General features: G+C 64.4%; 19 protein-coding genes and 2 tRNA genes. 10 read left to right on the top strand and 11 right to left on the bottom strand.

The features are described from left to right. Nucleotides 1–6: 6 nt before the first annotated feature. From uvrC to AC1MHZ_RS13235, 3 genes are all read left to right on the top strand, one after another. On the top strand, nucleotides 7–1830 hold the full coding sequence (gene uvrC / locus AC1MHZ_RS13225) for an excinuclease ABC subunit UvrC (protein ID WP_480463219.1): 1824 nt from the start codon (nucleotides 7–9) through the stop codon (nucleotides 1828–1830). 33 nt (nucleotides 1831–1863) lie between these two features. Then, on the top strand, nucleotides 1864–2424 hold the full coding sequence (pgsA, locus tag AC1MHZ_RS13230) for a CDP-diacylglycerol--glycerol-3-phosphate 3-phosphatidyltransferase (RefSeq protein ID WP_084855632.1): 561 nt from the start codon (nucleotides 1864–1866) through the stop codon (nucleotides 2422–2424). Between the two features lie 64 nt (nucleotides 2425–2488). Beyond that, a tRNA-Gly gene (locus AC1MHZ_RS13235) sits at nucleotides 2489–2564 on the top strand. 174 nt (nucleotides 2565–2738) lie between these two features. Here the strand turns inward: AC1MHZ_RS13235 and AC1MHZ_RS13240 are convergent. The 3 genes from AC1MHZ_RS13240 to nhaR all read right to left on the bottom strand — a co-directional run bounded on the left by AC1MHZ_RS13240 (nucleotide 2739) and on the right by nhaR (nucleotide 5323). After that, nucleotides 2739–2909 carry a hypothetical protein gene (locus tag AC1MHZ_RS13240; protein ID WP_482966474.1) on the bottom strand — a complete coding sequence of 57 codons (171 nt, stop codon included), beginning with the start codon at nucleotides 2907–2909 and terminating at the stop codon, nucleotides 2739–2741. Between the two features lie 205 nt (nucleotides 2910–3114). After that, nucleotides 3115–4326, bottom strand: coding sequence for a serine/threonine transporter SstT (sstT, locus tag AC1MHZ_RS13245; protein ID WP_084855631.1), 1212 nt, complete (start codon nucleotides 4324–4326; stop codon nucleotides 3115–3117). A 103-nt stretch (nucleotides 4327–4429) separates the two neighbouring features. Next, the gene (nhaR, locus tag AC1MHZ_RS13250; protein WP_084855630.1) at nucleotides 4430–5323 is read right to left on the bottom strand and encodes a transcriptional activator NhaR; all 894 of its coding nucleotides are present in this window, start codon (nucleotides 5321–5323) and stop codon (nucleotides 4430–4432) included. A 135-nt stretch (nucleotides 5324–5458) separates the two neighbouring features. On the opposite strand from nhaR, the gene AC1MHZ_RS13255 reads away from it, so the two are divergent. After that, a complete protein-coding gene (locus AC1MHZ_RS13255; protein WP_084855629.1) occupies nucleotides 5459–5698 on the top strand; it encodes a hypothetical protein in 240 nt (79 codons plus the stop codon). 26 nt (nucleotides 5699–5724) lie between these two features. Then, nucleotides 5725–6477: a TerC family protein gene (locus tag AC1MHZ_RS13260; RefSeq protein WP_084855628.1), complete on the top strand. Its 753-nt coding sequence runs from the start codon at nucleotides 5725–5727 to the stop codon at nucleotides 6475–6477. Between the two features lie 135 nt (nucleotides 6478–6612). Here AC1MHZ_RS13260 and AC1MHZ_RS13265 read toward each other — a convergent pair whose 3' ends face one another. Then, complete coding sequence (locus AC1MHZ_RS13265) at nucleotides 6613–6789, bottom strand: hypothetical protein (RefSeq protein WP_172402976.1); 177 nt, start codon at nucleotides 6787–6789, stop codon at nucleotides 6613–6615. 213 nt (nucleotides 6790–7002) lie between these two features. On the opposite strand from AC1MHZ_RS13265, the gene AC1MHZ_RS13270 reads away from it, so the two are divergent. Continuing rightward, nucleotides 7003–7677 carry a peptidase C39 family protein gene (locus AC1MHZ_RS13270; protein ID WP_482966475.1) on the top strand — a complete coding sequence of 225 codons (675 nt, stop codon included), beginning with the start codon at nucleotides 7003–7005 and terminating at the stop codon, nucleotides 7675–7677. 114 nt (nucleotides 7678–7791) lie between these two features. On the opposite strand, the gene AC1MHZ_RS13275 is transcribed toward AC1MHZ_RS13270, so the two are convergent. Then, nucleotides 7792–9075, bottom strand: coding sequence for an NAD(P)/FAD-dependent oxidoreductase (locus AC1MHZ_RS13275; RefSeq protein ID WP_084855626.1), 1284 nt, complete (start codon nucleotides 9073–9075; stop codon nucleotides 7792–7794). Nucleotides 9076–9279: 204 nt separating this feature from the next. Here AC1MHZ_RS13275 and AC1MHZ_RS13280 point away from each other — a divergent pair. After that, nucleotides 9280–9356: transfer RNA gene (locus tag AC1MHZ_RS13280), tRNA-Val, on the top strand. Nucleotides 9357–9434: 78 nt separating this feature from the next. Here the strand turns inward: AC1MHZ_RS13280 and AC1MHZ_RS13285 are convergent. Next, a complete protein-coding gene (locus tag AC1MHZ_RS13285) occupies nucleotides 9435–10157 on the bottom strand; it encodes an FMN-dependent NADH-azoreductase (RefSeq protein ID WP_465002086.1) in 723 nt (240 codons plus the stop codon). Between the two features lie 112 nt (nucleotides 10158–10269). Here AC1MHZ_RS13285 and AC1MHZ_RS13290 point away from each other — a divergent pair, with 112 nt between their 5' ends. Next, entirely contained in the window at nucleotides 10270–11160 is an 891-nt protein-coding gene (locus AC1MHZ_RS13290; RefSeq protein WP_368829115.1) for a LysR substrate-binding domain-containing protein, read from the top strand. On the opposite strand, the gene AC1MHZ_RS13295 is transcribed toward AC1MHZ_RS13290, so the two are convergent. Continuing rightward, nucleotides 11150–13708 (bottom strand): excinuclease ABC subunit UvrA, encoded by a 2559-nt coding sequence (locus AC1MHZ_RS13295; protein WP_482966476.1) that lies wholly within the window; start codon nucleotides 13706–13708, stop codon nucleotides 11150–11152. The two genes, AC1MHZ_RS13290 and AC1MHZ_RS13295, sit on opposite strands and share 11 nt — an antisense overlap. Nucleotides 13709–13963: 255 nt before the next feature. Here AC1MHZ_RS13295 and AC1MHZ_RS13300 point away from each other — a divergent pair, with 255 nt between their 5' ends. Both AC1MHZ_RS13300 and AC1MHZ_RS13305 read left to right on the top strand, forming a co-directional pair. Then, nucleotides 13964–14137 (top strand): hypothetical protein, encoded by a 174-nt coding sequence (locus AC1MHZ_RS13300; RefSeq protein WP_482966477.1) that lies wholly within the window; start codon nucleotides 13964–13966, stop codon nucleotides 14135–14137. Nucleotides 14138–14148: 11 nt separating this feature from the next. Beyond that, a complete protein-coding gene (locus AC1MHZ_RS13305; protein ID WP_437176849.1) occupies nucleotides 14149–15573 on the top strand; it encodes an OprD family outer membrane porin in 1425 nt (474 codons plus the stop codon). Between the two features lie 94 nt (nucleotides 15574–15667). Here AC1MHZ_RS13305 and AC1MHZ_RS13310 read toward each other — a convergent pair whose 3' ends face one another. From AC1MHZ_RS13310 to AC1MHZ_RS13325, 4 genes are all read right to left on the bottom strand, one after another. Further along, on the bottom strand, nucleotides 15668–16522 hold the full coding sequence (locus AC1MHZ_RS13310) for a hypothetical protein (RefSeq protein WP_368829111.1): 855 nt from the start codon (nucleotides 16520–16522) through the stop codon (nucleotides 15668–15670). A gap of 75 nt (nucleotides 16523–16597) precedes the next feature. Continuing rightward, nucleotides 16598–18100, bottom strand: a complete 1503-nt coding sequence (locus AC1MHZ_RS13315) for a CoA-acylating methylmalonate-semialdehyde dehydrogenase (RefSeq protein WP_084855619.1) — start codon at nucleotides 18098–18100, stop codon at nucleotides 16598–16600. Nucleotides 18101–18178: 78 nt separating this feature from the next. Then, a complete protein-coding gene (locus AC1MHZ_RS13320; protein ID WP_324812676.1) occupies nucleotides 18179–19411 on the bottom strand; it encodes an MFS transporter in 1233 nt (410 codons plus the stop codon). A 125-nt stretch (nucleotides 19412–19536) separates the two neighbouring features. Further along, entirely contained in the window at nucleotides 19537–20148 is a 612-nt protein-coding gene (locus AC1MHZ_RS13325) for a malonic semialdehyde reductase (protein ID WP_324812673.1), read from the bottom strand. Between the last annotated feature and the right edge of the window lie 5 nt (nucleotides 20149–20153).

Raw genomic sequence — 20153 nt, forward strand, 5'->3', positions numbered from 1 at the left:
ATCTTCATGTCACAACTTTTCGATGCCAGCGCCTTCCTGGCGACCTGCAGCGGTCGCCCCGGTGTCTACCGGATGTTCGACGCCGAGGCGCGGCTGCTCTACGTGGGCAAGGCCAAGAACCTCAAGAAGCGCCTGGCCAGCTACTTCCGCAAGACCGGCCTGGCGCCCAAGACCGCTGCACTGGTGGGGCGCATCGCCCAGGTCGAGACCACCATCACCGCCAACGAGACCGAGGCGTTGCTGCTGGAGCAGACACTGATCAAGGAGTGGCGGCCGCCCTACAACATTCTGCTGCGCGACGATAAATCCTACCCCTACGTGTTCTTGTCTGACGGCCAATTCCCACGCCTGGGCATTCACCGTGGCGCCAAGAAAACCAAGGGGCGCTACTTCGGCCCATACCCCAGCGCCGGCGCTATCCGCGAAAGCCTGAGCCTGCTGCAAAAGGCCTTCTCGGTGCGCCAATGCGAGGACAGCTACTACGCCAACCGCACCCGGCCGTGCTTGCAGTACCAGATCAAGCGGTGCAAGGGCCCATGCGTGGGGCTGGTGGCGCCAGAGGAGTACGCCGAGGACGTGCGCCATTCGGTGATGTTCCTCGAAGGCCGCAGCCAGCAGCTGGGCAACGAGCTCAATGCGGAAATGGAAAAGGCCGCCATGGCCCTGAACTTCGAGCGGGCGGCCGAACTGCGCGACCAGATCGCCTTGCTGCGCCGTGTCCAGGATCAGCAGTACATGGAAGGTGGCTCGGGCGACGTTGACGTGGTGGCCGCCTTCGTCAACCCGGGCGGTGCCTGCGTGCACCTGATCAGCGTGCGGGGCGGGCGGGTACTGGGCAGCAAGAACTTCTTCCCCCAAGTGGGTATCGAGGAAGACGTGGCCGAGGTGATGGCCGCCTTCCTGTCGCAGTACTACCTGGGTAATGCCGAACGTGAACTGCCAGGCGAGCTGATCGTCAACGTGACCCACGAGGACTTTAACGCCCTCGCCGAGGCCGTGCAGACCCTGCGGGGCCGTGAGCTGGCCATCAGCCATCGGGTACGTGGCACGCGGGCTCGCTGGCAGCAATTGGCGGTCACCAATGCCGAGCAAGCCCTCAACGCTCGCCTGGCCAACCGCCAGCATATGGCTGCCCGCTTCGAGGCCCTGGCCCAGGTGCTGGGCCTGGACGAAGTGCCCCAACGCCTGGAGTGCTATGACATCAGCCATTCCAGCGGCGAGGCCACCGTGGCCAGCTGCGTGGTGTTCGGCCCCGAGGGCCCGCTCAAGTCCGACTACCGCCGTTTCAACATCGAGGGCGTGACTGCCGGCGACGACTACGCTGCCATGCACCAGGCGCTGACCCGGCGCTTCGGACGCATCAAGGACGGCGAGGGCAAGTTGCCGGATGTGCTCCTGGTGGACGGCGGCAAGGGGCAGCTGAACATGGCGCGCGAGGTCATGCAGGAACTGGCCCTGACCGACCTGACCTTGCTTGGCGTGGCCAAGGGCGTGACCCGCAAGGCTGGTTTCGAAACCCTGTACCTCAACGACGTGGCTCATGAGTTCACCCTCAAGGGTGATTCCCCAGCGCTGCACCTGATCCAGCAGATCCGTGATGAAGCCCACCGCTTCGCCATCACCGGCCACCGTGCCCGCCGCGGCAAGGCCCGTCGCACCTCGAGCCTGGAGGATGTAGCCGGGGTAGGGCCCAAGCGCCGCCGCGACCTGCTGAAACATTTCGGCGGCCTGCAGGAACTCAACCGCGCCAGCATCGACGAAATTGCCAAGGCGCCAGGCATCAGTAAAAAGCTTGCCGAGTCGATTTATGCCAGCCTGCATAGCGAGTAGAATGCCACCCTCAACCTGCAGCCAGTCGTGCCGATGAATATTCCAAACCTGCTCACCGTTCTTCGCGTCCTGCTCATCCCGATCTTCATCCTGTTGTTCTATATGCCCTATCACTGGAGCTATATCGCCGCCAGCACGGTGTTCGCCATCGCTGCCGCCACCGACTGGCTCGACGGCTACCTGGCCCGTCGCCTGCAGCAGAGCACGCCCTTCGGCGCCTTCCTCGACCCGGTGGCAGACAAACTCATGGTTGCGGTGGCCCTGGTGTTGCTGGTGCAGGTGCATGCCAACTTCTGGCTGACCCTGCCGGCTGCGGTGATCATCGGCCGCGAGATTGTCGTCTCGGCGCTGCGCGAGTGGATGGCCGAGCTCGGGGCGAGGGCGCATGTGGCGGTGTCCAACCTCGGCAAATGGAAAACCGCCGCGCAGATGCTGGCGCTGGTGATCCTGCTCGCCAACCCGCCGGTGCTCAACGCCTGGGTGGTGCTCGGCTATGGGCTGCTGCTGGTCGCGGCGGGCCTGACCCTGTGGTCGATGGTCCACTACCTGGTCGCTGCCTGGCCGCACCTGCGCGAAGGCACCGAGCAGAAGTAAAAGTTTTTTTGAATCAAGGGGTTGACGTCGTTTGGCAGATCGCTAAAATGGCAGCCATCACGACGCGGGAATAGCTCAGTTGGTAGAGCACGACCTTGCCAAGGTCGGGGTCGCGAGTTCGAGTCTCGTTTCCCGCTCCAAATTCGATCCTTCAAGTTCTTGTAGGGTCACCGGAAAAGAGGCCTGATGGCCTCTTTTTTTATGCCTGCGATTTTGCAGCAGGGCTTGCCGTCAGGCTCCATTGCACAGCCGCACAAGGCGCTGTCGCGATGCCGGACGTCCTCATGGGCTTGGCCTGGTTCTCTTCTGTTCCGTTACGCAATAAAGTCCGACTCGGCCGGCGGCTCTGCCTGCGCGTCCTGCTGAATGGTGTTGTAGACAGCCAGGCCACACACGCCGCACAGCCCTACAGTGGCAAGCACGATATCGCCCAGGATCATGCCGACGATCAGCAGCATCAGGCTCAGGCGGAAAAAAGTGGTCATGGCTGCCTCCCTGGCAGTTGAGGTGAGGCCTCAACGATAACGCTCGGGCTCCAATTACGCAGCCGAATTTGGGGAGGATGGCAGTCCATCCATCTGAAATGGCCGATTGGTCCCGCAGGATGCGGCCGCTTGGCCTCAAGGTAGAAGTGTGTGGCACTGCATCCGTCCTTGATGCAGTGCCCGAAGGCGCGTGCCTGTGGGCACGTCAGGCCCGCTGACGCTCCTCGCCCATACAGGCCGCGGCAGTGAACAGCACGTCGGTGGACGAGTTGAGCGCAGTCTCTGCCGAATCCTGCAGCACGCCGATGATGAAGCCGACCGCCACCACCTGCATGGCGACTTCGCTGGGAATGCCGAACAGGCTGCACGCCAGTGGGATCAGCAGCAGCGAGCCGCCGGCCACGCCCGAGGCGCCGCAGGCGCATACGGCCGCCACTACGCTGAGCAGCACAGCGGTGGGAAGGTCCACCGGAATGCCCAGGGTGTGCACCGCAGCCAGGGTGAGGACGGTGATGGTGGTCGCCGCGCCGGCCATGTTGATGGTCGCGCCCAGGGGGATCGATACCGAGTAGGTGTCCTCATGCAGGCCGAGCTTTTCCGACAGGGCCAGGTTGACCGGGATGTTGGCCGCCGAGCTGCGGGTGAAGAAGGCGGTGATGCCGCTTTCGCGCAGGCACATCAGCACCAATGGGTAGGGGTTGCGGCGGATCTTCCAGAAGACGATGAGCGGGTTGACCACCAGGGCCACGAACAGCATGCAACCGATCAGCACGGCCAACAGGTGCGCGTAGCCGAGCAGGGCGTCCAGGCCCGATTCGGCCAAGGTCGCGGCCACCAGGCCGAAGATCCCCAGTGGCGCGAAGCGGATGACCATGCGTACGATCAGGGTGACGCCGTTGGACAGGTCTTCCACTACGGTGCGGGTGGTCTGGCCGGCGTGGCGCAGCGCTACGCCCAGGCCGACGGCCCAGGTCAGGATGCCGATGAAGTTGCCGTTCAACAGGGCATTGACCGGGTTGTCCACGGCGCTGAGCACCAGGTTCTGCAGAACCTCGCTGATGCCGCCCGGTGCCGTGAGCGCGGCTTCGCTGGCGCGCAGGGCCAACTGGGACGGGAAGGCCATGCTGGCGACCACGGCCACCACAGCGGCAGCGAAGGTGCCGAGCAGGTACAGCACCAGGATAGGGCGGATGTGGGTTTCCTGGCCGTGCTTGTGGTTGGCGATCGAGGCCATTACCAGAATGAACACCAGGATCGGCGCCACGGCCTTGAGCGCTGAAACGAAGAGTTTGCCCAGGAAGCCCAGCGTGATCGCCGTGGCGGGTGACAGCAAAGCGATTGCGATACCGGCCACCAGGCCGATGCAAATCTGCGTCACCAGGCTGGTGCGGTTGATGAAGCGAAGGACGGGGGTCATGCAGCAGAATCTCGTTCTTGTAAAACCGGCCACTTTAGCACAGACCGGTGTAGGCCTGTTCCGAACCCATCGCCGGCTTGCCGGCGAGTGGGGGTATCACGGATCACCAATGGAACAGCTCCCGCCGTGCCCCCTCGGTGATGGCCACGATCCCGGGGTGGGTCACCTTGCGTTCCACCGAAATGGCATAGAACGACTCGTTCACCGCTTCGGTCTGGCCGATCAGGCGCACCCCATATTGCCGGCAGACTTCCTCGGCAATCACACTGGGCGCGACGAATATACCGCTACCGGACTGCCCGAAGGCCTGCATCAATGCGCTGTCGTCGAACTCGCCGATGATGCGTGGTTGTACGTGCTGTTCCGCCAGCCAGCGCAGCAGGCGGCTGCGCAGCACGGTTTCCTGGCCGGGAATCAGCAAGGGCGCATCATCCAGACAGGCGGGGAAGGGCTGGTCGTGCTGGTCGGCCAGTGCCGGGGTGGCGAAGAAGCTCAGGCCGCATTCGCCGAGCTTCTGGCTATAGCCTTTGATATCCAGATGGCTGGGCATAGGGCTGTCGGAGATCACCAGGTCCAGGCGCTGGATCGCAAGGTCGGCGAGCAGACGCTCGAGCTTGTCTTCACGGCAGTTGATGCGCAGCACGTTGTCCAGCTCCATGGTCGGGGCCAGCAAGCGGTAGACGATGGACTTGGGTACCACGTCGGCCACGCCTACGCGAAACAGGATCTGCTCCTGGGGGCCGGCCCGCAGCAGGGCTTCGAGTTCGCTGCCGATCTGGAACATCTGCTCGGCGTAGCCCAGGGCCTGGCGGCCGGTCTCGGTCAACTCCAATTGCCGGCCGACCCGCTGAAACAGCTCCAGGCTGTAGGTCTGCTCGAACAGGCTGATCTGCCCGCTGATGGTCTGTGGCGTGAGGTTCAGTTGCTCGCTGGCGCGGGCGATGCTGCCGGTCTTGGCCACCACCCAGAAGTAGTGGAGTTGGCGGTAGTTGAGCATCCGCTGGGGTCTCTGTTCGTAAAAACCGAAGTATAACCGCTGAAAATACGAATTTTCCTGATGTATCGCGGTCTTTAGAATGCGACCCCATCAGGCGTTTCGTGCGCCGCCGGGATATCGACAAGCGAGGACCCCATGTTGCAATTCAAATCCATTGGCACGCCGCTGGTGCTGGCCTTGGCCCTGTTCAGCCTGGCAGGCTGCGACCAGGCCGAGAAATCCGCCCAGCAGATGCTCAACCAGGCTGCCGAGTCGGCCAAACAGGCCATCGACAAGACCAACGAGGCTGCCCAGCAAGCCCTGAGCGATACCCTTCACCCTGAGGGTACCCAGCCCAAGGCCGACGCCAACCAAGACGAGACCCAGGGCATCTGAGCCCGGCCCGCTGAAAGGATTTGATAATGGAATATTTGCTGGAACTGGCTGCAAGCCCCGCCGCCTGGGTTGCTCTGGCCACCCTGGTGGCCATGGAGATCGTGCTGGGCATCGACAACCTGATCTTCATTTCCATCCTGACCAACAAGCTGCCGCAGGCCTACCGCTCCAAGGCGAGACGCATCGGTATCAGCATGGCGCTGGTCATGCGCCTGGCGCTGCTTTCGACCGTGGCCTGGATCGTCCAGCTGACGGAGCCGGTGATCGACGTGTTCGGCCACAGCTTCTCGTGGAAGGACATGATCCTCATTGCCGGTGGCCTGTTCCTGCTGTGGAAGGCGACCAAAGAGATCCATGAAAACGTCGACCCTCACGGCGCCAAGGAAGAAGCCAAGGCCGGCTCGACCGTGACCTTGGGCTTCGCCGCCGCGATCGGCCAGATCCTGATGCTCGACATCGTCTTCTCGATCGACAGCATCATCACCGCCGTGGGCATGACCGAACACCTGCCAATCATGATCATCGCCGTGATCAGTGCCGTGGTGGTGATGCTGGTGGCGGCCGACCCGCTGGCCAAGTTCATCAACGACAACCCGACCGTGGTGATGCTGGCCCTGGGCTTCCTGATCATGATCGGCATGACCCTGATCGCCGAAGGTTTCGGTGCCCATGTGCCGAAGGGGTATGTGTACGCGGCGATGGCATTCTCGACGGCGATCGAAGTGCTCAACATCATGGCGCGTCGGGCGCGGCTCAAGCGTGAGGCTGCCGAAGGCTGATGCAAGAAGGGGCGCACGGCGCCCCTTTTCGCGACACAAAGCCGCTGCCACAGGTACAGCACGATGGGGTGTGTTGTACCTGTGGCAGCGGCTTTGTGTCGTGATAGGGCTGCATGGGAGCCCGAGATCATCCGGTCAGTGCGCCCCTGCATGGCGCCGCGCATGGCGCGCAGGTTGTGGCTTGGGCGGGGTCTGTGGCGGCAGGTGGTGATGGGCGTGGCGGCGCACGATGCGCAATACACCCCACAGCATGGCGGCGGCGACGCTCAACCACATTCCCACCAGCATCAGGATTGCCATGGTCAGGCTCATATGTGCCTCCTTCGCTCGGGCGGGCGCGGGGCTCGCCTTCCAGACACTGCTTTAGTCTAGCTCGCAGCCCGTGACGTTCCATTGACCGAAGGTCTATTCCCTTGGGCCGTTTCGTTCCAAGCAGGCCCCGGGCTATACCCAGGCACGCGCCAGGCCTATGATCGGAGCCCGGGGCCGGGCGCTGCCTGCCTGGCGAGGAACAAGCGAGTGTCCATGTTGCAACGAACCTTCACTTCCACACGCCGCCTGCTGGCCGCTTGCCTGGTCGCCACCAGCCTGGCCGGTTGCGCCGGCGGCCCGTCGCCGATCGCCAAGGGCCTGCCGCAGCGGGTCGAGATCAGCAGCATGCCGTTCTACCGTGGCAAGGCCAACCACAGCGGCGCCATGGCCTTGGCGGCATTGCTGTCGCAACAGGGCGTAGTGGTGACCCCCGGTCTGCTGGACAAGCCCTTGAACCTGCCGCAGGGCGCCGATGCGTTGGGGCAGCGCATTCCCAAGGTGGCCCGTGAATACGGCATGGTGGTCTATCCCCTGGACAAACGCCTGGATGCCTTGCTGACCCAGGTGGCAGCGGGCAATCCGGTGCTGCTGCGCTACGAGGAGGGGTCGGCCTGGTGGAGCGAACCGCGCTATGCGGTGCTGATCGGCTATGACAGCTACAAGCAGCGCGTGCTGTTGCGCTCGGGGATGCAGCGTCGCCAGTTGATGGCCTTCGATGACTTCGAAGCTGCGTGGGCGAAGGAGGGGAATTGGGCGGTGCTGGTACAACCACCGCGGCAACTGCCGGCCCAGGTGGACCGGCAGCGTTGGCTGCAGGCGGCCGATGAGCTGGCCAGGGCGGGCCAGGAGATCGCGGCGAAGCAGGCCGTTCGCAGCATAGGGCAGTAATCGCGCTGGCCTCATCGCGGGCAAGCCCGCCCCCACAGGATCTTGGATCGGCCTGTAGGGGCGGGCTTGTCCGGGGCGCCGAAGCGCCGAGGTCGGGCCTAGGCAGGCGACAAATCAGATACCCAGGCGGTCCCGCAGGCTGTAGTACCAGGCACCCAGCGCGCTGAACGGCACGCGCAACAGCTGGCCACCCGGGAACGGGTAGTGCGGCAGGCCGGCGAAGGCATCGAAGCGCTCGGCCTGGCCGCGCAGGGCCTCGGCCAGCACCTTGCCCGCCAGATGGGTATAGGTCACGCCATGGCCGGAGCAGCCCTGGGAGTAGTAGATGTTGTCGCCGATACGGCCGACCTGCGGCAGGCGCGACAGGGTCAGCAGGAAGTTACCGGTCCAGGCGTAGTCGATCTTCACGTTCTTGAGCTGCGGGAAGGCCTTGAGCATCTTCGGGCGGATGATCGCCTCGATGTTCGCCGGATCACGGGCACCGTACACCACGCCACCGCCGAAGATCAGTCGCTTGTCGCTGGTCAGGCGGTAGTAGTCGAGCAGGTAGTTGCAGTCCTCGACACAGTAGTCCTGGGGCAGCAGGGTGCGAGCCAGTTCTTCGCCCAGCGGCTCGGTGGTGATCACCTGGGTGCCGCATGGCATGGACTTGGCGGCCAGTTCCGGCACCAGATTGCCCAGGTAGGCGTTGCCAGCGACGATGATGAACTTGGCGCGCACCTTGCCTTGCGGGGTGTGCACGACCGGGTTGGCGCCACGCTCGATGCGCACGGCCGGGGTCTGTTCATAGATGATGCCGCCCAGCGACTCGACTGCGGCGGCTTCGCCCAGGGCCAGATTCAATGGGTGGATGTGGCCACCGCTCATGTCCAGCATGCCGCCGACATAGTTGTCGCAGGCCACCACTTCACGGATGCGCTTCTGGTCCATCAGCTCCAGCTGGGTGTGACCGAAACGCTCCCACAGGCGCTTTTGCGACTCCAGGTGGCCCATCTGCTTGGCGGTGAGGGCGGCGAAGACACCGCCGTCCTTCAGGTCGCACTGGATGTTGTACTTGGCCACGCGCTCACGGATGATGCGGCCGCCTTCGAAGGCCATCTGGCCCAGCAGTTGTGCCTGCTTGGGACCGACGGTGCGTTCGATGACATCGATGTCGCGGCTGTAGCTGTTGACGATCTGGCCGCCGTTGCGGCCCGACGCACCGAAGCCGACCTTGGCCGCTTCGACGATGCTCACCTTGAAGCCGTTCTCCAGCAAGAACAAGGCGCTGGACAGGCCGGTGTAGCCGGCGCCGATGATGCAGATATCGGTTTCCACCTCACCCTGCAGCGCCGGACGTGGCGGCACCGGGTTGGCCGAGGCGGCGTAGTAGGACTGGGGGTAGGGGGTGTTGGCCATGCTAAGGAAACCTCGTGTTTTATATTTTTAACGAATGTACCGATGCTATCAATAATAATAAACACCCGCTAGTCGTCCGTTGAAAATCCTTTACTCGGCCCCTGGGCAGGCTCCTTTCGCTAAATAGTTTTAGGATTCAGTAGGTTAGCGTGAAAAAAACAGTTGACAGCCGTTTGGGAACGCGTAGAATGCGCCCACATCGACAGGCACATAGCTCAGTTGGTTAGAGCACCACCTTGACATGGTGGGGGTCGTTGGTTCGAGTCCAATTGTGCCTACCAAACAAAAGCCCCGGTTTTCCGGGCGTGAGAAGGGCGACCCGAAAGGGTCGCCCTTTTTTGCTTTTTCAGCTGTCGTTATTACGCCGGTACACCCATCTCACGAGAGGCCGACGTGGGGGCGGGAGACGGTGAACCGCTACCCAGCTTCTCCACCAACCGGTCCACATTCGCCTGCGCCTGCCTGATCGATTCCGCCAGGCGCTCGTCACCGAACTCGTCGTATTCGATGTACGCACCATGGGTATCGGTCACGCCAATGTAGGCGAACGCCGTGCGGATCGAGGCCTCAACATGGTTGCGCTCGCTCAGGCGCCCACCCGCTTGGTAGCCGTAGTCTCCCCGTGACGACAGGATCACCAGGCGCTTGCCGGCCTCGGCCAGCAGGGGCCAGTAGGGCTCGCCATGGCGGCTGCGGTCGAAGCCGAAGGTGCGCCCCACCCGCACGATGTTATCGATATAGGCCTTGAACTGTGCCGGCGGACCGAAGTTGTACATAGGTACACCGACCACGATCAGGTCGGCCTGGAGCAGTTCGTCGATCAGCATGTCGCTGGTGCGCAATACCTCGTGCATCCAGTCCTGGCGTGCGGCTTCGGGGGTGAACGCCGCATGTATCCAGCGACCGGAGACAGGGGGAGGGGGCTGCTGGCCCACGTCACGGTAGATCACGTTCGTATCTGGGTGGCGCGTAATCCACTGCTCGACGAAGCGTGCGCTCAGTCGCCGGGTATGCGAGCCGTGGGGCGTCGTGTCGGATGCGCCCGGACGGGCACTGGCATCGATGTGTAGAAGCGTGGTCATGGGCAAGACTCCTTATGGATGACGTTTGTTCATTGATGAGGAGTCTGTGTTGAAAGCTCTCGGGCTACAAACGATGATTGTTCAGTCAACAGATGATCTGGAGTCATCCATAATGGCCATTCGCCTTCCGTCCCTGAGTGCATTGCGAGCCTTTGAAGCGGCAGCGCGGCTGCGCAGTTTCAAGAAGGCTGCCGATGAACTGGCCGTGACCGCGACGGCGATCAGCCACCGCATCAGAGTGCTGGAAGATGACCTCGAGCGCCCGCTGTTCGTGCGCAAGGTGCGTGCGGTCGAGCTGACAGCAGACGGGCTGGTATTGGCCGCGGCGGTGAGCAGCGGGTTCCAGGCAATGGCCGGTGCAGTGGAGCAGATACGCAGGCCTCGCCGGGCGTCGGTCACCTTGTCGGCGACGCCCGCGTTCGCCACCAAGTGGCTGGTGCCCAAGCTGGCGGCGTTCCAGCACGCGCATCCGCAGATCGACCTGCATGTGCTGGCGTCCAACGCGCCGGTCGATCTGGATAGTGGAACCGTCGACCTGGCGATCCGCTATGGGCACGGCCGCTACCCGGGTGTCACGGCCAGGTTGCTGCTCGAAGACCGCTTTGCGCCGGTCGCCAACCCGGCCCTGCTCGCTCGGGTTGGCAAGGATGTGGCGCAATGGCCTTTGATTCATTTCGATTGGCATCGACCGCAAGCGCTGGACCTCACGTGGCGCGCCTGGGCACGGGCGAAGGGGCGCGCGGCCGGAGACATGTCGACGGGCATACGCTATTCCGAGGAAAGCCATGCCATCCAGGCTGCCGTGGCCGGGCAGGGTGTGGCGCTGTTGAGCGTGCTGCTGGTCGAGGAAGAACTGCGCATGGGCGTGTTGCAGGTGGCAGACGAGCCGGTGCTGGAGGGTATGTCCTATCACCTGCTGAATACCGACCGCCGCCCCCTGTCGGAAGCGGCGGCGCTGGTGCATGCCTGGTTGATGGACGTGGCGGGCTCCGTCAGCGCTTAGTCGCGCCGCGTGCAAGTTCCTGGGCCAGGTAAGGTGCCGTGCGGCTGCCCTGAGCCTGGGCCACCTCATGTGCGGGGCCGGCTGCCACGATGCGCCCGCCGGCGTGGCCGGCGCCTGGCCCGATGTCGATGACCCAGTCGGCCTGCGCCACCATGCGCATGTCGTGTTCGATCATCACCACGCTGTTGCCGGCCTCGACCAGGCGTTGCAATTGCGCCATCAAGCGGTCGGCATCGGCCACGTGCAGGCCGGTGGTGGGTTCGTCGAGTACATACAGGGTGCGGCCGCGCTGGCTGCGTTGCAGCTCGGTGGCCAGCTTGATGCGCTGCGCCTCGCCGCCGGACAGCTCGGTGGCCGGCTGGCCCAGGCGCAGGTAGCCCAGGCCGATTTCGCGCAGCACCTGCAGCGAGCGCAGCACGGCGTCTTCACCGGCAAAGAAGTCGCAGGCCTGCTCGACGGTCATGCGCAGCACGTCGGCGATGCTGCGGTCGTGCCAGCGTATCGCGAGGGTGTCTTCGTTGTAGCGGTCGCCATGGCAGGTGGGGCAGGGGGCGTAGACGCTGGGCATGAACAACAGCTCGACGCTGACGAAGCCTTCACCTTCGCAGGTATCGCAACGGCCCTTGGCCACATTGAACGAGAAGCGGCCCGCGTCGTAACCGCGGCGACGGGCTTCGGCGGTGGCGGCGAACAGCTTGCGGACCGGATCGAACAGGCCGGTGTAGGTGGCCAGGTTCGAGCGTGGGGTGCGGCCGATCGGCTTCTGGTCCACCTGTACGACGCGCTGTACGGCATCCACGTCGCCGCCCAGGTGGCCGTGGGTGCGCTCGATCACCGTGGGCCCTTCGGGCGCAGCATCGCTATTGTCGGTTTCCGGCTCGTGCCCAAGATGCAGCAGCATCAGCTCTGGCAACGCCTGGGCTGCGAGGCTCGACTTGCCGGAGCCGGAGATACCGGTGACCGCGGTGAGCACGCCCAGCGGTATACGGGTATCTACCCCCGCCAGGTTGTGGCGATGAATAGTGTTCAGGGCCAACCAACCCGTGGGCACACGGGCTCGGCTGGCAGGTGCGGGCGATTGGTCGAACAGGTAGCGGGCGGTGTGTGAGCCGGCCACTTCGCGCAGGCCTGCCGGGGCGCCGCTGTAGAGCACCCGTCCGCCGCGTTCACCGGCATCCGGGCCCACGTCCACCAGCCATTGGGCCCGACGCATCAGTTCCAGGTCGTGCTCCACCACGAACACCGAGTTGCCGGCGTCGCGCAGGCGGTCGAGGGCGTCGTAGAGCGCCTGGCTGTCGGACGGGTGCAGGCCTGCCGAGGGTTCGTCGAGCACATAGACCACACCGAACAGCAGCGCACTCAACTGGGTGGCCAGGCGCAGCCGCTGCAGCTCGCCTGTCGACAGGGTCGGCGTGGCACGGTCCAGGGTAAGGTAGCCCAGCCCCAGGTGTTGCAGGGTGCGCAGACGACCCAGTACGCCTTCGGCCAGACGCCGGGCGGCCAGCTGTTTTTCTGCCGACAGCGCGTCGTGGCTGTCGGCCTCGCCGCGACTGGTCGGTTCGAGCAGGCCTGCCACCTGGTCCAGCGGCATGTGCGCCAGGGTACCGATATCCACCCCGGCGAAAGTCACCGACAGCGCCTCGGGCTTCAGGCGCTTGCCGCCACAGGTGGCACAGGGTTGGCCCTCCATGAAGCGTGACACGCGCTTACGCATCAGGGCGCTCTGGGTATTGGCGAAGGTATGCAGCACATAGCGCCGGGCTCCGGTGAAGGTGCCCATGTAGCTGGGTTCGAGCTTGCGTTTGAGCGCTTCGCGGGTTTCGGCGGGGGACAGCCCGGCATACACCGGCACCGTGGGTGTTTCTTCGGTGAACAGGATCCACTCGCGGTCTTTCTTCGGCAGGTCCTTCCAGGGGCGGTCCACGTCGTAGCCGAGAGTGACCAGGATGTCACGCAGGTTCTGCCCGTGCCAGGCCGGTGGCCAGGCGGCGATGGCCCGGTCGCGGATGCTCAGGGTCGGGTCAGGTACCATGGTCGCTTCGGTGACTTCATACACGTGGCCCAGGCCATGGCAGGCCGGGCAGGCTCCCTGTGGGGTGTTCGGCGAGAAATCCTCGGCATACAGCATGGGCTGCTCGGGCGGGTAGCTGCCAGCGCGTGAGTACATCATCCGCACCAGGCTGGACAGGCCTGTCACGCTGCCGACCGAAGAGCGCGCGTTGCTCGCCCCACGCTGTTGCTGCAACGCGACCGCCGGCGGCAGGCCCTCGATGGCATCGACGTCCGGAATACCCACCTGGTCGATCAGGCGCCTGGCGTAGGGCGCCACCGACTCGAAATAGCGGCGCTGGGCCTCGGCGTACAGCGTGCCGAAGGCCAGCGAAGACTTGCCTGAGCCGGACACGCCGGAAAACACCACCAGCGCATTGCGCGGGATGGCCACATCCACGTCCTTCAGGTTGTGTTCACGGGCGCCCCGCACCACGACGTAGCCGTCTTCGGTCGGGACGCAGGGGGCACCGGTGGCTGAAGACAGCTTCTGGGTCATGGAGGCGCTCGGTATGCGGCAAAAAGGTCTACGTTAGCCAATAACCCTCTGGTGCGCCTACCCCAGGCCGTCAATGGTGAGACGAGGAGCGCCCTTTATGTGGGCGTGGGTGTTCACCAAATGGAACGCAGAGGGGTGGTGTATCGATCTACCGTGGGGCCCGTTGGGCATCTACTGTACAGGGTCGGGGCCGTTGCAAGGCGAATGGCCACACCTTCGCAGGAACATGCGACTTGCACGCCACAGGAGCAGTACATGAGCACCCACGAAACCCACAGTGAGTTGTCGCCCTCGCGCGATTGTCCGATCAGCGATGGGGGCCGGGCGATCCAGCGGATCACCTCGCGCAGTGCCGAAGTCGGCGGCGGCATTCCCGTCAGCCGCCTGTTGCCTTCTCGGCACCGGCGAATGATTCCCTGGCAAGCATGAGGCGCTCGGCGATGGCGGCTCTTGCGCTCGGCAGGTACTGGCTGTTCAGCCCGTTGAGCCTGGGCCTGGTGCTGGCGTCACCGGCCCAGGCCGATAACGCCCTGGGCCAGAAGGACACCATCTTCACCGGCATCAACGAACGGCAGGCGGTGGAGCTCGGCATCGCGCCAGGGTTGGTCGAAGGCGCACGCCTGGATGCGCTGGTCAGGAACTACTATTTCCAGCGCGACAACCACTCCGACCTGGTCAGCCGCGACCCGACGGAGTGGGCCCAGGGTTTTCTGTTTTCGTTCAGATCCGGCTTCACCGATACGCCGGTCGGGGTGGGCGTGGACGCCCATGCCTTCCTCGGGGTCAAGCTCGATGGCGGCGGCGGCAGTGGCGGCGCCGGCCTGCTCCCGCTGGACGCCTCGCTCAGGCCTGGGGGTGAGTTTTCCAGTGCCGGTGCGGCGCTCAAGCTCAGGTACCACGACACCTTGGTTAAGGCGGGCGACCAGTTGGTCGAGACGCCGATCGTGGCGAGTGGGACGAGCCGGCTGTTTCCCCAGTCGTATCGTGGCGTCACGCTGAAGAACCATAGCGTCCAGGGCCTGTGGTTGGATGCGGGGTTCGTCGAGTCCACACGCTTGCGCAACCAGAGCGGCCATTCCCACCTGGTCACGGCCTATGGCGCACGCAACCGTGCAGGCGTGGCTGCGGACCGCGAAAGCCCGCATATCGGCTGGGTTGGGGGTGTCTACGACCATCCTGGAGGGCTGCAGCTGACGGCCTATGGTGGCCAGCTCGAGGACATGTGGAACCAGTACTACCTGGGGATATCGCACGTGTTTCGGGTCAATGATGCGCTCGTGCTCAAGCCCTACCTGCATTACTACAAGACCCGGGACGAAGGGCGTAGCCAATTGGGCGCCATCGACAACGATACCTACAGCGGTGGTATCAGTGCGACGGCCTATGGCCAGACTTTGACCTTGGGCCTGCAGAAGGTCGATGGCCGTACGCCGTTCGACTACATCACCCAGAACGACCGGATCTTCCTGTACCTGAGCAATTCCCAGCAATTCGCCGACTTCAATGGCCCGGGCGAAAAGTCCTGGCGGCTGCAGTACGAAACGAACCTGGCGGTGCTCGGGGCGCCGTCGCTGCAGTTCATCGCGACCTACACACGGGGTGAGGCGGACCTGACCCGAGTGGACCCGGACAGCATCGGCTATGGCTATATCTACAACCCCGATGGCAAGCACGCCAAACACTGGGAGCGTGACCTTGCCCTCAAATACCAGGTGCCATCGGGGCCGGCCAAGGACCTGTCGTTGACCCTGCGCTGGGCGGCCCATCGCGAAGGGGGTGGCTATACCGCACCGGGCAATACCCGGGGCAACTCCAGCGCCGATGAGTACCGGTTGATCGTCGACTATCCGATCAGCCTGTTCTGACGGCTATTGGGCTCGCACGCTCCTGTAGAGTGGACTGCCCCAGGAAGTTGGACACCCAATCCAACCCTTGGGGCAGACCAGAGGGGGCATCGGGCTAGAAGTGCCACTCCATATGCAGCGTCGGTGCCCGGGTGTTGACGCCAGGTTTGTTCACCGCACCGTACTTGTGGTGCCACCACTCGTATCCGGGCCCGACCCAGAAGGTGTTCCTGACGCCGGCGGCCAGCTTGCCGACGTCGACCATCAACGCACCGCGCACCAGGCTCTCTTCACCGGTATCGTCGTGGAAGTAGTCTTTGCCTTTCTCGGTCTTGTAGCTGGCGAAACCGTGGAACTTGAATGGCACCTCGCCCACCTGGAACGGGTAGCCCCATGCCAAGTGCACCACATAGTACGGGTCGAACTCGATGTTCTCTGTCTTGCAGGCCGACAGCCCGCAATGGTTCCACTCCATGGAGTAGAACAGGCTCAGGTCCAGGTAGCCGGGCACGTCGAACTTGAGCGTGGGCCCTACCAGCAGCTGGCGCTTGCGGGTGGAGAAGTCGGTGTTCTTGTAGTTCAGCTCGACGCCGCCGCTCAGGGCGATGTCCTTGATCGGGCCGTAGCGCAGCGAACGGTCGAAGACCTTGCTCAGGTACAGCTGGTGACGGTAGGCCAGGTAGGCTTCCACGGCGCCGGAGTCGCTGTCTTTCTTCGGGTCGTTGGCGTCGGACTTGAGCACATCGAGGTTGAAGAAATCCATGCCCCAGTCGTTGCCGCGGGTATGGCCGAGCTGGTAGATCTCCTTCTGAATCTTCTTGCCCACGGGCGGTTCGCTGAAGTGCTGGCCGTAGCGAAAGCCGATGAATGTGTCGCTCCATTCGGCGGCTTGGCAGGTGGTGGCGAGCGTGCCCAGGGAGAGTGCGGTCAGTACCTTGCAAATGCGTTCTTGTAATTGTTCTGCGTTCATCTAGGTGCGTTTCCGGGTTGGTTGCCGCCTGCATGTGAGGTGGCGGGGGAAGGGCAGTCCAGGACTGCCCAGGGGTCACTTCATGGTCGGCATGACGAAGTCGGCACCGGTGCGGATGCCGCTCATCCAGCGCGAGGTGATGGTCTTGAGGCGGGTGTAGAAGCGCACGCCTTCAGGGCCATGCATGTGGTGGTCGCCGAACAGCGAGTTCTTCCAGCCACCGAAGCTGTGGAAGGCCATGGGCACCGGGATCGGCACGTTGATACCGACCATGCCGACCTGGATCTCATGGCCGAACATGCGCGCCGAGTCGCCGTCGCGGGTGAAGATGGCGGTGCCGTTGGCGTATTGGTGCGCGTTGATCAGCGCCACCGCCTCCTGGTAGCTCTGCACCCGCACCACGCCAAGGACCGGGCCGAAGATCTCTTCCTGATAGATGCGCATGTGCGAGGTGACGTCGTCGAACAGGCTGCCACCGAGGTAGAAACCACCCTCGAAGCCAGGTTGCTGCATGCGGAACTGGCGGCCATCGACCACCAGCGTGGCGCCTTCGGCGACGCCGATATCGACGTAGCCGCGTACGCGTTCGAGGTGTTCGCGGGTGATCAGCGGGCCCATTTCTGCGCTTGGGTCGGTACCGGGGCCGACCTTCAGCGCGCGGACCCGTGGCGCCAGGCGCTCGATCAGCGCGTCGGCGGTGGCATCGCCCACTGCCACCGCAATCGAGATCGCCATGCAGCGCTCGCCGGCGGCGCCATAGGCGGCGCCCATCAGCGCATCGGCGGCTTTGTCCAGGTCGGCGTCGGGCATCACCACCATGTGGTTCTTCGCGCCGCCCAGTGCCTGCACGCGCTTGCCGTTGGCCGCGCCGGTGGCATAGATGTGCCGTGCGATGGGCGTGGAACCGACGAAGCTCACGGCCTGCACGTCGGGGTGGGCAAGGATCGCATCGACCGCCGCCTTGTCGCCGTTGACCACGTTGAACACGCCAGCCGGCAAGCCCGCCTCGGCCAGCAGCTGTGCCAGCAGCAGGGCCGCCGAGGGGTCGCGCTCGGAGGGCTTGAGCACGAAGGTATTGCCGCAGGCCAGGGCCACCGGGAACATCCACAAGGCGACCATGGCAGGGAAGTTGAACGGCGTGATGCCCGCGACCACGCCCAGCGCCTGGCGCATGGCGTGTGAGTCGATGTGGCTGCCGATGTTTTCGCTGACTTCGCCCTTGAGCAGGTGCGGTGCGCCGCAGGCGAACTCGACCACTTCGATACCGCGCACGACCTCGCCCATGGCATCGGAGTGCACCTTGCCGTGCTCGGCGGTGATCAACGCGGCGAGCCGTTCGGCATTGTGTTCCAGCAGTTCCTTGAAGCGGCTGAGAATGCGTGCGCGGCGCAGGGGCGTGGTGGCCGACCAGGCCGGGAAGGCGGCCTTGGCTGCGGCAACCGCCTGGTCCAGTTCCTCGGCGCTGGCCAATGGAACCCGGGCGCTGCGCTGGCCGGTGGCGGGGTTGCAGATGTCGGCGAAGCGGCCGCTGCGGCCTTCGCTGAGGTGTCCATCGATGAAGTGCTGCAAGGTGATCATGGGGTTTTCTCCAGGCGAGCAGCTCCTTCCTGGCACGTCACAGGTGCCGGGCTTGCGGGCTGCGATTACGAGTGGTGATCAGGATGAAGCGGTGTCGGCCGGTTTCAGCGGGGTTGCCCGGCTGCCGAGCGGTACATCGGCTTGGGGCATGAAGCACATGATCAGCATGCCCATGGCGAAGAAGCCTGCGCATACCAGCAGCCCCAGCCCCAGGCTGTGCTGGGTGGCGATACCGCTGAGCAACAGGGGCGCGAAGGCGGCGAGGCCGCGACCGAAGTTGAAGCAGAAGCCGGCACCGATGGTGCGCACACGCACGGGATACAAGGCGCTGAAGTACGAGGCGAACAGGCTGGCGAAGGCATAGAAGAAGGCGTACACCGGGCCCAGCCAGAACAGGACTTGGTTGTCGGTGGTCAGTGCATAGAGTGCCAGCATCACCGCGCTGCCCAGCAGCGACAGCAAGGTGGCGTTGCGCTTGCCGATACGGTCGGCGATCAGGCCAAAGGCATTGATCCCGATGAAGGCGCCGATGTTCAGGATGGTCATGAAATGCGCCATCATGCCGATCGCAAGCCCTCGTTCGTGCACCAGGTAGGTCGGCAACCAGGTGCTGGCACCCCAGAAACCGATCACCGAGCAGCTGGCTGCGGCAGTGCCCAGCAAGGTTATGCGCAGCAGGCCTGGGCCGAAGATCTCACGCACCGAAGCATTCACCGGCGCATCCGCGCGGGCCGCGTCCTTCTGCGCTTTCCATTCGGGAGACTCGGGCACGAACAGCCACAGGTACAGCACCGGAATCAGGGTCGAAACCCCCGCCGCCAGGAACAGCATCTGCCAGTTCGGCAGGAACGCCTTGCCCGCCATTGCCGCGATGGCAGCGCCCACCGGGAACGAGCTGAGCACGAAACCGGTGGCGCGGGCCCGCTGGTGTACAGGCCAGGTTTCGGCGATGTAGGCCGAGACAATGCCCCAGACGCCACCCAGGCCAAGGCCCGAGAGGAAGCGCAATGCCAGCAGCAGGTACCAGTTGCGGGTGCAGGCCACCGCCATGGTCAGTGCGCCGAAGCTCACCAGCGACAGCAGCAAGGCCTTGCGCCGGCCGTGGTTGTCCGAATACCACCCGGTCGTGATGCTGCTCATGCCGATGCCCAACAGCGTGGCCGAGGCGAGCATGCCGGCCTGGCCGATGGTCAGCCCTAGGTCCTGCTGGATCACCGGCAGTGCGATGGTCAGCAGGATGATTTCCATTGCGTCGAACAGGTAGGCGAGGAAACCGCCCACCAGCACATGCCATTTCGAGATGCTGCGCATGGTCGGGCTCCTTCAGCGGTTCGGCCGGTGGTGGGAGGAAAGGGTCGGGTCGGTGTGCCGCATGGTGTTCTCCTTGTTCTTGTTGTGTACGGCATCGGGCGCACATGGCGCCGGCCAGGAGGTGTCTACAGCAGGGTGCAGCTTTCCTCGAAGCTCAGGCGCGGGCTTCGCGGGAACAGTTTGGCGGGGTCGCCGTACCCGAGGTTGCAGAGGAAATTGACCCGGACGCGTTGTCCGGGAAAGCTGCCGCCATCGCCGAAGAATTCGGCCTCGACCTGGGCATGGTCGAAGCCCGACATCGGCCCGCAGTCCAAGCCCAGGGCACGGGCGGCGAGAATGAAGTAGCCGCCTTGCAGCGAGCCGTTGCGCAGCGCCGCAGCCTCGATCATGTGTGGCTGCGCGGCGTACCAGTCGCGCATGCCCGGGTTGTGCGGGAACAGCTTCGGCAGTTGCTCGTGAAAGTCCGCGTCATAGCCAATGATGGCGGTGACCGGCGCGTTCAGGGTCTTGTCCACGTTGCCCGCGGCGAGCGCCGGCAGCAGCCGGGCCTTGGCCTGGGCGCTGCGCAGGAAGACGATGCGCGCCGGGCAGCCATTGGTGCTGGTTGGGCCCCAGCGCACCAGGTCGTAGATGGCGCGCAGGGTGTGGTCCTCGACGGGCTTGTCGAGCCAGCCGTTCTGGCTGCGGGCTTCGCGAAACAGCAGGTCCAGGCCCTGTTCCGACAGTGTCTGTCTCATGGTGC

This window comes from Pseudomonas sp. FA-1 (assembly GCF_056856075.1).

Bases quoted from the DNA above. Each gene is read 5' to 3' on its own strand.
- uvrC (WP_480463219.1), top strand. From the start codon at position 7: ATGTCACAACTTTTCGATGCCAGCGCCTTCCTGGCGACCTGCAGCGGT.
- pgsA (WP_084855632.1), top strand. From the start codon at position 1,864: ATGAATATTCCAAACCTGCTCACCGTTCTTCGCGTCCTGCTCATCCCG.
- AC1MHZ_RS13240 (WP_482966474.1), bottom strand. From the start codon at position 2,909: ATGACCACTTTTTTCCGCCTGAGCCTGATGCTGCTGATCGTCGGCATG.
- sstT (WP_084855631.1), bottom strand. From the start codon at position 4,326: ATGACCCCCGTCCTTCGCTTCATCAACCGCACCAGCCTGGTGACGCAG.
- nhaR (WP_084855630.1), bottom strand. From the start codon at position 5,323: ATGCTCAACTACCGCCAACTCCACTACTTCTGGGTGGTGGCCAAGACC.
- AC1MHZ_RS13255 (WP_084855629.1), top strand. From the start codon at position 5,459: ATGTTGCAATTCAAATCCATTGGCACGCCGCTGGTGCTGGCCTTGGCC.
- AC1MHZ_RS13260 (WP_084855628.1), top strand. From the start codon at position 5,725: ATGGAATATTTGCTGGAACTGGCTGCAAGCCCCGCCGCCTGGGTTGCT.
- AC1MHZ_RS13265 (WP_172402976.1), bottom strand. From the start codon at position 6,789: ATGAGCCTGACCATGGCAATCCTGATGCTGGTGGGAATGTGGTTGAGC.
- AC1MHZ_RS13270 (WP_482966475.1), top strand. From the start codon at position 7,003: ATGTTGCAACGAACCTTCACTTCCACACGCCGCCTGCTGGCCGCTTGC.
- AC1MHZ_RS13275 (WP_084855626.1), bottom strand. From the start codon at position 9,075: ATGGCCAACACCCCCTACCCCCAGTCCTACTACGCCGCCTCGGCCAAC.
- AC1MHZ_RS13285 (WP_465002086.1), bottom strand. From the start codon at position 10,157: ATGACCACGCTTCTACACATCGATGCCAGTGCCCGTCCGGGCGCATCC.
- AC1MHZ_RS13290 (WP_368829115.1), top strand. From the start codon at position 10,270: ATGGCCATTCGCCTTCCGTCCCTGAGTGCATTGCGAGCCTTTGAAGCG.
- AC1MHZ_RS13295 (WP_482966476.1), bottom strand. From the start codon at position 13,708: ATGACCCAGAAGCTGTCTTCAGCCACCGGTGCCCCCTGCGTCCCGACC.
- AC1MHZ_RS13300 (WP_482966477.1), top strand. From the start codon at position 13,964: ATGAGCACCCACGAAACCCACAGTGAGTTGTCGCCCTCGCGCGATTGT.
- AC1MHZ_RS13305 (WP_437176849.1), top strand. From the start codon at position 14,149: ATGGCGGCTCTTGCGCTCGGCAGGTACTGGCTGTTCAGCCCGTTGAGC.
- AC1MHZ_RS13310 (WP_368829111.1), bottom strand. From the start codon at position 16,522: ATGAACGCAGAACAATTACAAGAACGCATTTGCAAGGTACTGACCGCA.
- AC1MHZ_RS13315 (WP_084855619.1), bottom strand. From the start codon at position 18,100: ATGATCACCTTGCAGCACTTCATCGATGGACACCTCAGCGAAGGCCGC.
- AC1MHZ_RS13320 (WP_324812676.1), bottom strand. From the start codon at position 19,411: ATGCGCAGCATCTCGAAATGGCATGTGCTGGTGGGCGGTTTCCTCGCC.
- AC1MHZ_RS13325 (WP_324812673.1), bottom strand. From the start codon at position 20,148: ATGAGACAGACACTGTCGGAACAGGGCCTGGACCTGCTGTTTCGCGAA.